Source organism: Microbacterium sp. che218 (assembly GCF_040436305.1).
Classification (GTDB): Bacteria; Actinomycetota; Actinomycetes; order Actinomycetales; family Microbacteriaceae; genus Microbacterium; species Microbacterium algihabitans.
The window spans coordinates 950,686-965,050 of the sequence record NZ_AP031501.1 but is presented as its reverse complement, the minus strand read 5'-3'; the positions used below and the strand labels follow the sequence as shown (position 1 = coordinate 965,050).

General features: G+C 70.3%; 8 protein-coding genes and 1 pseudogene. 5 read left to right on the top strand and 4 right to left on the bottom strand.

Features of this window, described 5'->3' with window-relative positions; genetic code table 11:
* The first annotated feature begins 3 nt into the window (after positions 1-3).
* The 3 genes from ABXS86_RS04610 to ABXS86_RS04600 all read left to right on the top strand — a co-directional run bounded on the left by ABXS86_RS04610 (position 4) and on the right by ABXS86_RS04600 (position 4,703).
* Positions 4-1,611: a S8 family serine peptidase gene (locus ABXS86_RS04610; protein WP_353665764.1), complete on the top strand. Its 1,608-nt coding sequence runs from the start codon at positions 4-6 to the stop codon at positions 1,609-1,611.
* Between the two features lie 17 nt (positions 1,612-1,628).
* Complete coding sequence (locus tag ABXS86_RS04605) at positions 1,629-3,176, top strand: S8 family peptidase (RefSeq protein ID WP_353665763.1); 1,548 nt, start codon at positions 1,629-1,631, stop codon at positions 3,174-3,176.
* A gap of 138 nt (positions 3,177-3,314) precedes the next feature.
* On the top strand, positions 3,315-4,703 hold the full coding sequence (locus ABXS86_RS04600; RefSeq protein ID WP_307210305.1) for a GDSL-type esterase/lipase family protein: 1,389 nt from the start codon (positions 3,315-3,317) through the stop codon (positions 4,701-4,703).
* Between the two features lie 12 nt (positions 4,704-4,715).
* Here the strand turns inward: ABXS86_RS04600 and ABXS86_RS04595 are convergent, their stop codons facing one another.
* From ABXS86_RS04595 to ABXS86_RS04580, 4 genes and pseudogenes are all read right to left on the bottom strand, one after another.
* A complete protein-coding gene (locus ABXS86_RS04595; protein WP_353665762.1) occupies positions 4,716-6,701 on the bottom strand; it encodes an ArnT family glycosyltransferase in 1,986 nt (661 codons plus the stop codon).
* Positions 6,702-6,838: 137 nt separating this feature from the next.
* A pseudogene (locus ABXS86_RS04590) lies at positions 6,839-8,194 on the bottom strand (APC family permease); the annotation flags it as partial.
* Between the two features lie 229 nt (positions 8,195-8,423).
* On the bottom strand, positions 8,424-9,818 hold the full coding sequence (locus ABXS86_RS04585) for an aspartate aminotransferase family protein (protein WP_353665761.1): 1,395 nt from the start codon (positions 9,816-9,818) through the stop codon (positions 8,424-8,426).
* On the bottom strand, positions 9,815-10,285 hold the full coding sequence (locus ABXS86_RS04580) for an Lrp/AsnC family transcriptional regulator (protein ID WP_144828063.1): 471 nt from the start codon (positions 10,283-10,285) through the stop codon (positions 9,815-9,817). The genes ABXS86_RS04585 and ABXS86_RS04580 overlap by 4 nt, the downstream gene beginning before the upstream one ends.
* Before the next feature lie 178 nt (positions 10,286-10,463).
* Here ABXS86_RS04580 and ABXS86_RS04575 point away from each other — a divergent pair, with 178 nt between their 5' ends.
* On the top strand, positions 10,464-12,092 hold the full coding sequence (locus ABXS86_RS04575; RefSeq protein ID WP_353665760.1) for a cellulase family glycosylhydrolase: 1,629 nt from the start codon (positions 10,464-10,466) through the stop codon (positions 12,090-12,092).
* Between the two features lie 148 nt (positions 12,093-12,240).
* Positions 12,241-14,244, top strand: coding sequence for an ArnT family glycosyltransferase (locus ABXS86_RS04570; protein ID WP_353665759.1), 2,004 nt, complete (start codon positions 12,241-12,243; stop codon positions 14,242-14,244).
* Positions 14,245-14,365: the final 121 nt, after the last annotated feature.

Below are 14,365 nucleotides of genomic sequence, written 5' to 3'. Positions count from 1 at the left end.
CCGGTGAGACGCCGTGGTCGCTTCGGCGGCGCGTTCCGGTGGGTGGCAGTCGGCCTGACCGGCGCCCTGCTCGTCGCCGGGGGAGTGACGCTCGCCGTATGGCCCTCGGCAGACGACGCGATCCCCGCTGCCGCGGCACCGGTCGTGCCGGCAGCCGAAACCCCCACCCCGGCGGCATCCGAGGCGCCCGATGCCGCGGACTCCTCGGCACAGAGCGCTGTGGACGAGTGGGTCAACGGCCTGGGCATCCCCGCCGATGCCACCGACGAGGAGCGTGTGCAGGCGAAGCTGGCCTACGACTTCGTGACCGTTCCGCTCGCCCAGCGTGAGACTCTGCTCGCTCTGCCGGGCGTGCGGGTGGTCGCGCCGATCTCGGGTGAGAGCACCGTGTCGGGTGCCGTGCTGCGCACGCAGTCCGACCTGATCCGCGCTGCGATCCCGGATGCCGAGATCGAACACAACCAGATCGCCACGATCGACGCCGACCAGACGCCCACTCCCTCGTGGGGCCTCGACGTCGTCGACAACTCCGCCGCCGCGCAGGACTCCCACTACCTGTACAACAACACCGGGGCGGGGACGACGGTCTTCGTCATGGACACGGGGGTCAATTCCACCCTCGCCGACTTCGGCGGTCGCGTCGATGCCGCGGGCGGCAAGACCTTCGTCAACGACGGGCTCGGCACCGAAGACTGCAACGGTCACGGCACCCACGTCGCCGGCACCGTCGGCAGCGCCACCTACGGCGTGGCCAAGCAGACGCGCATCGTTCCCGTGCGCGTCTTCGGATGCAGCGGCAGCGGCACGACCAACGACATGTGGTACGCGCTGAACTGGATCACCACCGCGAATCGCTGGCCCGACCGCATGGTCATCAACATGAGCATCGGAAGCGCCTCGGACTTCAGTGTCGACAACATGGTCAGCTTCGCGAACATGAAGGGCTTCGTCGTCGTCGGTGCCGCCGGCAACGAGAGTCAGAACGCCTGCAACACCAGCCCCTCCTCGTCGTCGAGCACGATCAGCGTCGGGGCCTTCGACAACAGGCGCGTCTGGAGCGGCTTCAGCAACTACGGTTCGTGCGTCGACATCCTCGCCCCGGGGCAGGACATCAAGTCTCTGAACTACCAGGGCGGCACGTTGACGGCGTCGGGCACGTCGATGGCGGCGCCCCACGTCTCCGGGCTCGTCGCTCGATTGCTGCAGTCGAATCCCTCGTGGGTCCGCTCCGACGTGATGGCCTACTTCACGACCTCGGCCGCCACGGGGCGCATCTCGAACGTCCCGGCGAACACCGTGAACCTCGTCGCCGCGATACCCGAGTCGGGCGCCCTGCCGGCGGTCACCGCGCTGACGGCCACCTCGGGCTCGGGTGGGGTGTCCCTGTCGTGGACGACAAACGGGGTCGGGACCTTCACCGCCTTCTCGATCACGGTCACCGACACCACGACCGGGCTCACGTATCCCGTGACGGTCTCGGGCTCGAGGTCGTCCACGACGTTCACGAACGTCACCGCGGGTCGGAGCTACTCGGTCACCATCCGGGGCCAGGCGACCCTGCAGTCCGGGGCGTCGTTCACGACCGACCCGGTGACCGCGGCCGGTCCCTGAGTGAGGAGCACAAGCGCATGACCGAACGATTCCGTCTCATGGGACGCCGACGCGGCGTCATCGTGACCCTGGCCGCAGGCCTCGCGCTCGTCGGCGCGGTCACCACGACCGCGTGGTGGGGGCCCGCCGCGGCGGCGCCCGCTGATCCCGTCGCGGCGACGGCAGAGCCCACGCCGCAGCCCGGTTCGACGCCCGCCGTCGACGACTTCCCCATTCCGGCGGATGCCACCGACGCCGAGCGTCAGCAGATCAAGCTCTCGTACGACATCGTGACGGTGCCGGCCGACCAGCGCGAACAGGTGCTCGCGATCCCCGGGGTCACCGCCGCGGGCCAGGTGACCCTCGGCGACGAGTTCTACGCGGCGGTTCCGGCCGCGGCATCCGACGCCGTGCGCGAAGCGCTCCCCGACGCGCAGGTCACCCCGAACCCCGTGGTGCGCGTCGCGGCGGATCAGTCGCCCGTGGGCTCGTGGGGGATCGACGCGGTCGACAACGTGGGCGGTGCCCAAGACCAGCACTACCTCTACGACTCCACCGGCGCCGGCACGACGGTGTTCGTCGTCGACACCGGTGTGTGGGCCGCTCATCCCGACTTCGGCGGCCGCGTCGACGCCGCGGCGGGCAAGGACTTCATGAACGACGGCCGGGGCACCACCGACTGCCAGGGCCACGGCACGATGGTGGCGGGCGTGGTCGGCAGCTCGACCTACGGCGTCGCCAAGCAGGCGCGGATCGTGCCGGTGCGCGTGTTCGGCTGCTACGGAGAGGGCAACGGCTGGGACGTCATCGCCGCCCTCGGCTGGATCTCCGACAATTTCTCGGGGCAGAAGGCGGTCGTCAACCTGAGCCTCGGCACCCCGGAGTGGGACACCCTCGACAACGCCTCCAGCGCCCTCGTCGACAAGGGCTTCGTCGTGGTGGCTGCCGTCGGCAACGACCAGGTCGACGCGTGCACCGTCTCGCCCGCGCGGGCACCAAAGGTGATCGCGGTGGGGGCGACCGAGCCGGCGGGCGACTTCCTCTACATGAGCAACCGGGGTCCGTGCGTCGACGTGCTCGCCCCCGGCGGCAGCATCACCTCGACCTCGAAGGACGGGGGATCGGGCCTCGCCAGCGGCACCTCGCTGTCGAGCCCCCACGTCGCCGGCCTCGCCGCCCGCCTGCTGCAGGAGCACCCGACGTGGAAGGCCGCCGACGTCTCGCAGTACTTCGCGAACACCGGGGCGCGCGGGCACGTCGGAAACGTGCCGGCGAACACCACCGACCTGCTCGCGGTGATCCCCGCCGAGCCGAAGATCACCGCGCTGACGGCCAGCACCGTGAGCGCGGGCACGAAGCTGTCGTGGACGACCAACGGCATCGGCACCTTCACCGCGTTCTCGGTGACGGTGACCGATACGACGACGGGTCGCTCCTATCCCGTGACCGTCTCCGGTTCGCGCTCGTCCACCGTCTTCACGAACCGGGTCTCCGGGCACGCGTACACGGTGAGCATCTCGGGGTCGGCGCGGATGCCCTCGGGGGCGTCCGTCACGTCGGCGACCGTCACGGCATCCGTCCCCTGATGTCTGATCACCGGGTGCAGTCGGCGCGAATCGCACGCATGACGCGGATCGACATCGCGAGCGGCGTGGGGGAGAACGGACGCCGCGCCAGAGCCGTCCGAAGCGCGTCTTGGCGAAAGGAACTCTGAGGTCTGCCTCATGCGACGTCTACTCATCTCGATCGCCGTACTCGCCGCGCTCGCCGCGTCGGCGGGCGCCATCGCCGTCAGTTCCGCTTCTGCCGTGATCCCCGACCTCACGGGCCGCTCGTACGTCGCTCTCGGCGACTCCTACGCGGCGGGGTGGGGGCTCCCTCTCGCCGCGACGCAGCCCGCGGCCGGTTGCGATCAGTCGAATGAGAACTACCCCCATGTCCTCGCGAACCAATTCGGGTTCGACCTGAACGATCGCTCGTGCAGTGGCGCGGTCATCTCGAACGTCGTATCGGCGCCGCAAGGTGTCAGTGGGGGCACGGCCCCGGTCCAGACGATTGCGTTGAGCGCCGCCACCGACCTGGTGACGCTCACCGTCGGCGGGAACGACCTCGGGATCTCGCAGATCGCGCAGATGTGCGTCGCGTTGACGGCTTCCGGCCCCGTCCTCGGAAGCCTCGACGGACAATCGCACGCCACGTGTCGAGAGCAGTTCGTGGTGGACACCCCGGGCGGACCGGTGAACACTCTCGTGACCAAGATCGATACGACCATCGGTCCGGCCCTCGCGGCAGCGCTCGCCGACATCCGGGCTCGCGCCCCGAAGGCGAGGGTCATCGTGGTCGGTTACCCCGCGGTGGCGCCCGACGTCGCGCACACGCCCGCCCAAGGCTGCTACCGAGGCATCGGGAGCATCTTCGCCCCCCGCAAGAACGCCTATCCGTACAAAGACGTCGACGTGCAGCTTCTGAACGACACCCAGAAGCATCTCGACCAGGTGATGGCCTCCGTGACGGCGGCGTCCGGCGCGACGTTCATCTCGTTGCTCGACGACTCGTACGCGCACAGTCCCTGCACCGCCAGCGACTCCTATGTCGACGGCATCACCATCACCTTCGGCTCCGACGCACTCCCCGTGCCGGGGCTCCCGTTCGGCGGGTACAAGAAGGGCGCGCTGCACCCGAATGCGGCCGGTGTCGCGTTCATGAGCGCGAAGGTGGCCGACGCCATTCGGACGCTGTTCGCGTCTCCGACGCCGACTGCCACTCTCAGCCCGACGCCGACCTCGACGCCGACGGTGCTCCCCACTGAGGAGCCGACCCCGACCCCCGAGCCCCTTCCGATCATCACCGCGCTGGGTGTGGTGGACGGTCCGGATGGACTCTCCCTGTCGTGGACGACCAACGGCATCGGCACCTTCACCGCGTTCTCGGTGACGGTGACCGATACGACGACGGGTCGCTCCTATCCCGTGACCGTCTCCGGTTCGCGCTCGTCCACCGTCTTCACGAACCGGGTCTCCGGGCACGCGTACACGGTGAGCATCTCGGGGTCGGCGCGGATGCCCTCGGGGGCCTCCGTCACGGCGGCGACCGTCACGGCATCCGTCCCCTGATCGCGGGCGGGATCACCGGCATTCGTACAGGGTGGCCCCCGTCGCCTTCGACGCGGGTCGACCATCGCCGGCCTCCTTCGCGGGGGCGAACGTCACCGTCGTGAGGGCACGGCAGCCGGGGCCGGTCGCCACCTCGCGGACGGGATCGCCCTCGGGGGCGCCGTAGGCGACGGCGAACAGGTGCACGCGCCCGGCGCTCACCATCTGCGTGAGCTGGTCGGCGGTGAAGACCGGCACGTGACCGCTGTAGCCCCCGTCGGTGAGCACGCTCGCTCCGGTGGCGTCGATGATCTGCGCCGAGATCGCCCACGAGTCGGTGACGAACAGCGGTGTTCCGTCGGCTCCTCCGCCGTGCTTCCCGGCGAGCGACACGAGCTGGGCGAGCGCCGGCGTCAGGGAAGGATGCCCGCCCCACGGCGCGGGGGTCGACACCGTGAAGACTTCGTCGCGGTTGCCGCCGACCGCTGTGACGCCGACGTACGCGTCGCCACCGCTGCCGTCGCGGGCGTCGTCGAGCACCTGCAGGCTCGTGGCGACCGGCAGGCACAGCAGGGCGACGGCGAGGGCGAGGGGAGCGAGCCGTCGCAGCGGCCGTGGGGCGCTCCGCCCGCGCAGGGCCGCGACGAGCCCGATCACCAGGCCTGCCGTCCCGACCACGATCGCGGGGATCAGCAGCACGGTCGGCAGCAGCGCCCGCGCGATGAGCCACGCCCACCACCCAGCCTGCACGAGGACGACGGCGGGGAGCACGAGGCGCAGCGCGACGTTCCGCGCGCGCAGCAGTCGGACGCCCTCGCGCCACGCGACGGCGGTCAGCAGCACCATCGGCACACCCAGCGACGCGACGTACGCGGTGTGCGGCACGCGCGTGACAGTGAGCACGGCGGCGGCCGTCGCGAGCCACACGGTCGCCGCGACGATGAGGGCGAACCGTACGCGGCGAGCTTGCGGCAGCGCACGCGCGCGGCGGCGGCGTCCGTATCGCCAAAGTCCCAGCGCGATGCCGGCGAGGGCCGCGGGGTAGAGCCAGCCGATCTGCGTGACCAACGGCAGCTCGACGAGCTTCGACAGGGTCGGGAGGCTGCCGTGCTGACCCGTCGTGGCGGGGGCCGTGAGAGCGTGCACGATGCTCGACAGCGTCGAGCCCACGCCTCCCGCACCGCCCGACGAACCGACCGACCCCGGGTAGGCGCCGGGAGCGAGGCGGTCCAGTCCGTTGTAGCCGAGCACCATCGCGAAGATGTCGTCGTCGGTCGACCCGTCGACGAAGGGGCGGCTGCCCGCCGGCACCAGCGCGAACACCACCATCCACGCCACCGAGACCACCACCGACGCCCCGGTCACCGCACCGGCACGGGCGAGGGCACGACGGCGGTCCGGCACCGCGACGAGCGTGGCCACGATCAGCGCCGGCAGCACGAACCACGCCGACATCATCTTCGCCTGGAAGCCGATGCCGACGAAGAGGGCCGCCATCAGCAGCGGCCACCAGCGCGCGGTGAGCATCGCGCGCTGCCACCACACCACCGCCACCGCGAGCGACATCGTCAGCAGGCCGTCTTCCATCGGATGCGCGAACATCGACACGAAGATCGGGGTCGACGCGGCGGCCGCGGCGGCGACCAGACCCGCACCGCGCCCTCCCCAGCGCAGCGCGATCACCGCGCACGCGACGACGGTGATCACGCCCTCGATCACCTGGGGCAGGGCGATGGCCGAGACCGACATGCCGAAGACACGGATGCTGAGCGCCTGCGGCACCGCGAAGCCGCTGAGCTTGTCGAGGGTGACGGTGGCCGCCGGATCGAACGCCCCGAAGAACAGGGCGCGCCACGACTGCGACATCGACCGTGCCGCCGCCTCGTAGAACGAGAAGTCGCCCCCGCGCGAGAGGTTCCAGCACGTGAGCACCACGAAGCCCGCGACGTTGAGCACGAGCGAGAGGCGCGCCCACCACGGCTCGCGCCACCAGCGCGCGAGAGGCACGGCAGGGGTCACGATGCACAGGGTCGCGCGGTCAGGACGGTGGCGGATATCAGCCGGATATGAGGGCGCTGTGGGTTGGGCGCGGTGCCCGGACGCGCGAAGGCCGCGGCACCCGGGAAAGCGATGCCGCGGCCTGTCAGCGGGGCGGGTCAGATCTCGGAACGCGGCCCCGGCATGGTCTTGTTGAAGCCGGTGACGGGCTCGTTCTCGTCGAACGAGGCGATCGGGCGGCGGAACCCGCGGGTCAGCACCAGCAGGTACACCACGCCGATCCCGGTCCAGATCAGCCCGCCGATGAGGGCGTGCATGTCGAGGTTGACCCACAGCAGGCCGGTGAGCACCATGCCGATCGCCGGCATGACGATGTAGCTGAGGATGTCGGCCGGGGTCTTGCGCCGCCCCTGTCGCACCGCGAACCACGCGATCACCGAGATGTTCACGAAGGTGAACGCCACGAGCGCGCCGTAGTTGATGTACGCCGCGATCTGCTCGAGGGTGAACGCGATCGCGAGCAGGCTCACCACGCCGACGATGACGATCGAGAAGGTCGGGGTGTGGGTCTTCGGGTTGATGAAGCCGAAGATCCGGCGCGGCAGCACGTTGTTGCGGCCCATCACCATGAGCATGCGCGAGACCGACGCGTGCGAGGCGAGCCATGACGCGAGCGTCGCCGCGAATCCGGCCGCGGTGAGCACCGCCTGCAGCACCGGACCGCCGACCTGCACGCCGATCTCGGGCAGCGTGCTGTCTTCGATCGCCTCCTGCGGGAAAGCCGTCGAGTCGGGGAAGCGCAGCTGCGTGACGTACGCCGCGACCAGGAAGATGACGCCGCCGGCCACCAGGGTCAGCAGGATCGCACGCGGCATGATCTTCGGCGTCTTGGCCTCTTCGGAGTACATCGAGACCGCGTCGAAGCCGATGAACGAGAAGCACACCACGGTGGCCCCCGCCAGCACGGCGCCGAACTGCACCTCGCTGTGGGCGAAGGGGGCGATCGAGACCGCGGTCCCGGCTCCCGCGCCGCCGACGAGCTGCACGACGACCATCACGACGAACACGGTCATGACGAGGATCGAGAACACCAGCAGGATCATGTTGACGTTCGAGGTGCCGCGCATCGTCAGGTAGATCACGCCCGTGACGCCGGCGGTGAAGACGATGACCCAGATGAAGCCGGGCACGTCGGGGAAGAGCGCCTCCATGTAGCTGCGCAGGATCAGCGCGTTCACCATCGGCAGCAGCATGTAGTCGATCAGGGCGGTCCAGCCCACGACGAAGCCGACGCCGGGGTGGATCGACTCGCGGGCGTAGGTGTACGCGGAGCCGGCGCTCGGGATGACGCGGACCATCTTGCCGTAGCTGATGGCGGTGAAGACCAGCACGACGAGAGCGACCGCGTAGGCGGCCGGCACGACGTTGTTCGTCTTCTCGGCGACGAGGCCGAAGGTGTCGAAGACGACGGTGGGGGTCATGTACCCCAGACCGAGGCCGACGATCGACCAGAGGCCGAGGGTGCGGGCGAGTTTCGCTCCCGAGTGGGATGCGGCCGTCGTGGCGGCGAGGTTGTCGTTCGTGGCTCCTCCTAGAGGGTGCGGTGCGCGATCGGGCGTCGCGTCCGTGGGCTGATGTCGGGGTACAGCGGGCGGAGCACCGCTCGGGGTGGGAGCGGGGGAGTCGGCGCGGGTGGCGCCGGGAGGGACCGGATGCCGACGTGGTGGCGCCGGCATCCGGAGATCAGAGGCGGGTCCAGGCCTCGGTCAGGACGGAGCGCAGGATCTGCTCGATCTCGGTGAACTCCGCGGGACCGAGGGTCAGCGGGGGCGCGAGCTGGATGACCGGGTCGCCCCGGTCGTCGGCGCGGCAGTACAGGCCCGCATCGAACAGGGCCTTCGAGAGGAATCCGCGCAGCAGGCGCTCGGACTCGTCGTCGTCGAAGGTCTCTTTGGTCGCCTTGTCTTTGACGAGTTCGATGCCGAAGAAGTATCCGTCGCCGCGCACGTCGCCGACGATCGGCAGGTCGAGCAGCTGCTCGAGCGTCGAGCGGAAGACGGGCGAGTTGGTGCGGACGTTCTCGAGCAGTCCCTCCTCTTCGAAGACGTCGAGGTTCTCGAGCGCGACCGCCGCCGACACCGGGTGGCCGCCGAAGGTGTAGCCGTGCGGGAACGTCGCGTCGCCGTGGGCGAAGGGCTCGTAGATGCGGTCGCTGATGATCGTGCCGCCCAGGGGGGAGTACCCGCTGGTCACGGCCTTGGCGAAGGTGATCATGTCGGGCTGGTAGTCGTAGGCCGAGGCGCCGAAGTAGTGGCCGAGCCGGCCGAACGCGCAGATGACCTCGTCGGAGACGAGCAGCACGTCGTACTTGTCGCAGATCTCGCGGACGCGCTGGAAGTAGCCGGCCGGGGCGGGGAAGCACCCGCCCGCGTTCTGCACGGGCTCGAGGAAGACGGCGGCGACGGTCTCGGGGCCCTCGAACTGGATCATCTGCTCGATGCGGTCGGCCGCCCACAGGCCGAACTCCTCGGGGGTGCCTCCTCCGAAGCCCGACTCGGCGGCGCGGTAGAAGTTGGTGTTCGGCACGCGGAATCCGCCCGGGGTGACCGGCTCGAACATGTGCTTCATCACCGGCAGACCCGTGATCGCCAGGGCCCCCTGCGTGGTGCCGTGGTAGGCGATCGCGCGCGAGATGACCTTGTGCTTGGTCGGCTTGCCCTGGGTCTTCCAGTACTGCTTCGCGAGCTTGAACGCCGTCTCGACGGCCTCCCCGCCGCCGGTGGAGAAGAAGACGTGGTTCAGATCGCCGGGTGCGAGGTTCGCCAGGCGCTCGGCGAGCTCGATGGCCGCGGGGTGGGCGTACGACCACAGGGGGAAGAACGCGAGCTCCTCCGCCTGCTTCGCCGCAGCCTGCGCGATGCGGCGTCGTCCGTGGCCGGCGTTGACCACGAACAGGCCCGCGAGGCCGTCGATGTACTTCTTGCCCCGGGCATCCCAGATGTGGTGGCCCTCGCCCTTGACGATGATCGGCACCCCGGGACCGTCGGTCATCGTCGACTGACGGGAGAAGTGCATCCAGAGGTGATCGCGGGCCTTGGCCTGGAGGTCGGCATGCTGGTCGGTTTCGATAAGAGTCATCGCGTTCCCCAGTTGTAGAGCTGACGGTGGAGCTTGAGATAGACGAACGTCTCGGTCGAGACGACGTCGGGCAACGACCGGATGCGGTCGTTGAGCACGTCGATGAGGTCGTCGTCGCTCTCGCAGACGATCTCGACGAGCAGGTCGAACGAGCCGGCCGTCGACACCACGTAGGTGACGCCCGGGATCTCGCTCATGGCCCCCGCGACCACGCGGGTGTCTCCCGACACGCGCACGCCGATCATCGCCTGGCGGGCGAAACCGAGCTGGAGCGGGTCGGTGACGGCGACGATCTGCAGGACGCCGGCCTCTTGCAGCTTCTGCACGCGCTGGCGCGTGGCCGTCTCGCTGAGACCGACGGCTTTGCCGATCTCGGCGTACGACCGGCGCCCGTCTTCCTGCAGCTGTTCGACGATCGCCTTCGAGACGTCGTCGAGCACGGCGCTGCGCTCGATCGGAGGAGTCATGATCGGCGACGGTATCAGCGGATTGTCGGGTGTATCAATGGTGATCTCAACATTTCACATGCGGAAACACGACGGAAACCGTCGCTGGTGAGAGCGGGTCTCCGGATGCCGGGATGCCGGTCCTTCGCGCGTGCGCGGGGCGGCGCCGGGCACCGCTACGATGACCGCGGGGGTGCCGATGTCCGGATGGCGCGCGCGGTGGGCGACACTGCGACGATCGGCGCGCCGTGTTTCCGCGATCACGGCGGCGCTGGTGCTCCTGGCATCCGGGGTCGTCGCCGCTCCGACCGCCTCCGCGGCCACCCTGCCGGGCTGGTTGTCGACGCGCGGAGCGAGCATCGTCACGGCATCCGGAACGCCCTACACGATCAAGGCCGTCGCCTGGTTCGGCATGGAGACCTCGAACTGCGCGCCGCACGGCTTGTGGTCGATCTCGCTCGACGACGGGCTCGACCAGATCGCGCGCATGGGCTTCACCACCATCCGCCTGCCCTTCTCGAACGAGTGCCTCGCGGCGAAGTCGTCGAACTCGATCAACAGCTACGTGAACCCGCAGCTGGCCACCCTGTCTCCGCTGAAGCTCATGGACGCCTTCATCGCCCGCGCGAAGGCGCACGGGCTGTCGGTGATCCTCGACCGCCACCGGCCCGACTCGGGCGCGCAGAGCGAGCTCTGGTACACCGCGCAGTACAGCGAGAAGCGGTGGATCGACGACTGGAAGATGCTCGCGGCGCGCTACAAGAGCGACTCCACCGTCATCGGCGTCGACCTGCACAACGAACCCCACGGCCCCGCCTGCTGGAACTGCGGCGACCCGAAGCGCGACTGGCGGGCCGCCGCCACGCGCGCGGGTAACGCGGTGCTCGCGGTGAATCCCAAACTGCTCATCATCGTCGAGGGCGTCGAACGCCAGAACGACGGCTCGAGCACCTGGTGGGGTGGCGGCCTGAAGGACGCGGGCGCGGCTCCCGTCTCGCTCACGGTGAAGAACAGGGTCGTCTACTCGCCGCACGACTACCCGGCGACCGTGCACCAGCAGTCGTGGTTCTCGGCGCCGAACTACCCCGCGAACCTCGAGTCGCTCTGGGACGCGAACTGGGGCTACCTCGTGCGCACCAACACCGCGCCCGTGCTGCTCGGCGAGTTCGGCACGAAATACGAGAGCGCGAGCGACAAGGCGTGGCTGAAGTCCCTCGTCGCCTACCTCGCGAAGACGAAGATCAGCTACGCGTACTGGTCGTTCAACCCCAACAGTGGCGACACGGGCGGCCTGGTCACCGATGACTGGAAGACGCCGCAGAAAGCGAAGCTGGCGGCTCTCGCGCCGATACTCACGCCGGTGAAGACACCGGCGCCGAGCCCGACCCCCAGTACGACGCCGAAGCCGAGCACGACGCCGAAGCCGACCGCGAGCGCGACGCCGAAGCCGACGGCGAGCACGACCCCCAAGCCCACGACGAGCACCACGCCGAAGCCGACCGCGAGCACGACCCCCAAGCCGACCGCCAGCCCGGGCCTGGCCGCGACCTGGATCCCGCAGAGCGCGTGGGGCGAGGGCTACGTCGCCGAGCTGTCGCTGACGGCCTCGGGAGCGGTGAAGCGCTGGACCGTGTCGTTCGACGCCCCCGGCACCACGGCCGTCACCAGCGCCTGGGGCATGAGCTGCGCGGTCAGCGGCACGAAGGTCACCTGTACCGGCAGCGACTGGGCCGCGTCCCTGGGCGCCGGACAGAGCGTGCGGGTCGGGCTGCAGGCTTCCGCCACCGCGGCGCCGAAGGCTCCGAAGCTCTCCGTCTCGGCCTCCTGAACCGCCTGAACGCGAGACCGTGACGGGCGCGGATGCCCGGGGAGTCGGCATCCGGACCCTTCTTCTCCGGATGCCGCGCCCGCCACTCATCAGTCACGCATAAGAACCGCTAGGCCGCGGTGAGGGAGCGCCTGCCTACGATGCGCCGGTGACCGCCACTCTGCCCGCATCCTCCGCCGCCGCCCCCGCCCTCCCGGCCCTGCGCCGCCCCGGCGGCTGGACCCTCGGCCTGCTCGCCATCGGCCTCGGCGCCCTGGTGCTGACCGGGTGGCAGGTGTGGGCGGGAGCGCCGAGCGAGTACTACGCCTCGATCGCGCTGTCGATGAGCAGGAGCTGGTCGAACTTCTTCTTCGGCGCCGTCGACCCGGCGGGCACTGTCACGCTCGACAAGATCCCCGGCTCGTTCTGGATCCCGGCGCTGTTCGTGCGCGTGTTCGGTTACTCGGCGTGGGCCGTGATCCTGCCGAACGCCCTCGCCGCCGTCGGCGCCGCCCTCGTCACCGCCGTCACCGCTCGACGACTCGCGGGGGTGCGCGCGGGTCTCATCGCGGGGGCGGTCGTGGCGGTCACGCCGATCCTCGTGGCGGTGGCCCGCTCGAACCAGCCCGAGGCCTTCTTCGTGCTCGGGCTCTCGCTCACCGCGTGGGCGGCGGTGCGGGCCGTCGAGCAGCGCAGCCTCGGCTGGCTGGTCGCGGCGGGGGCGCTGGTGGGACTGTCGTTCCAGTTCTACATGCTCGAGGCGTGGGCGGTGTGGCCGGCGCTGGCCGCCGCCTACCTGTTCACGCGGCAGTCGTGGGCGCGGCGCCTCGGGCACCTCCTCGTGGCCGGTGTGGTGAGCGCTGCGGCCTCGCTGTGGTGGGTGGCGATCGTCTCGCTCATCCCGGCGGGGAGCCGCCCCTATGTCGGCAGCACCCTGTCGAACAACCCGTGGGAGATGGTGTTCGGCTACAACGGTCTGGGCCGCTTCTCGGCGACCGCCGACATCGGCACCTTCGAGTCGTTCACCCCGCCGTTCTCGGGCGACCCCGGAGTGCTGCGCCTGTTCAACGCGCAGTTGGCCGGGCAGATCGCGTGGCTCGTTCCGGCGGCGGCGGTGGCGATCGTCGTGCTGTGGGTGCTGCGGTTCTCGCGCCCCCTGACCGTGCTGCTGACGGTGTGGACGGCGACGTTCGCGGCGATGTTCTCCGCGGTCGCCGGGATGCACCAGTTCTACACCGCGGCCCTCGCCGTTCCTCTCGCGCTGACGGTGGCGACCGCGCTCGCCGTCGCGCATCGCGCCGGCAAGACCTGGCCCCAGGTGGCGATCGTCGCCGCGGCCGGGGCGACGGCGCTGGGCATCGGTATCGCGATGGGCGGGTACAGCGTCCCGGTGTCGATCGTGCAGGCCCTCGCCGCCGCCACCGCGATCGTGCTGCTGGTGCGGCGTCGCGGATCCCGGCTGCTCGTTACTTCGGCGCTGATGGTCGGGCTGCTGCTGACCCCGGCGGTGTGGTCGGCGGTCACGATCGCCCACCCCAACTCCATCAACCCCGTCGCCGGGGGCGTGTCGGAGGTCTCGGGCGGAGGCTTCGGCCGCGGCGGCTTCGGGGGCGGAGCGCCGGGGTCTGCCCAGGCTCCCGGCGGCGGCACCGGTCAGGGCTTCGGCGGCGCGCCCGGGTCGGGCACCGCGCCGGGCTCGGGCACCGGTCAGGGCTTCGGGGCGGGGCAGGGTCGATCCGGTCAGGGCTTCGCGCAGGGCGGCACGGGACAGGGCCGCACGCGCGACGGCGGCGCGGCGTTCCCGGGCTCCGGCGGCACGGGTGCCGATACGGCTCTGCTGTCGTGGCTCGAGTCGCACAGCACCGGCGGCACGTACCTCGCCGCGACCTTCGGGGCGCAGTCGGCCGCGCAGCTGATCGTCGCCTCGGACGGCGGGTCGTTCCTGCCCATCGGTGGCTTCAACGGCACGGATGCCGTGCCCACCCTCGACGCATTCGTCTCGATGGTGCAGTCGGGTGAGGTGCGCTACGTGATCGGGGGCGAGCAGCGCGGGTCGGGTGCCCCCGGGTCGTCCGCGTCGACGACGTCGAGCTCGTCGCAGATCCGCGACTGGGTCACGCAGCACTGCGCGACCGACAGCTCGGCTCCCTCGACCGTGTACGACTGCGCCTGAGCGCCGGTCAGGCCGCTCTGCGCGGCATACCGAGCCCGTGCCGCTTCGTTCGTCGACTGTCCAAAACACCCGGACGGAACCCGCCTGTCGCCCGGGTGTCTTGGACACTCAGCAGAGAGGC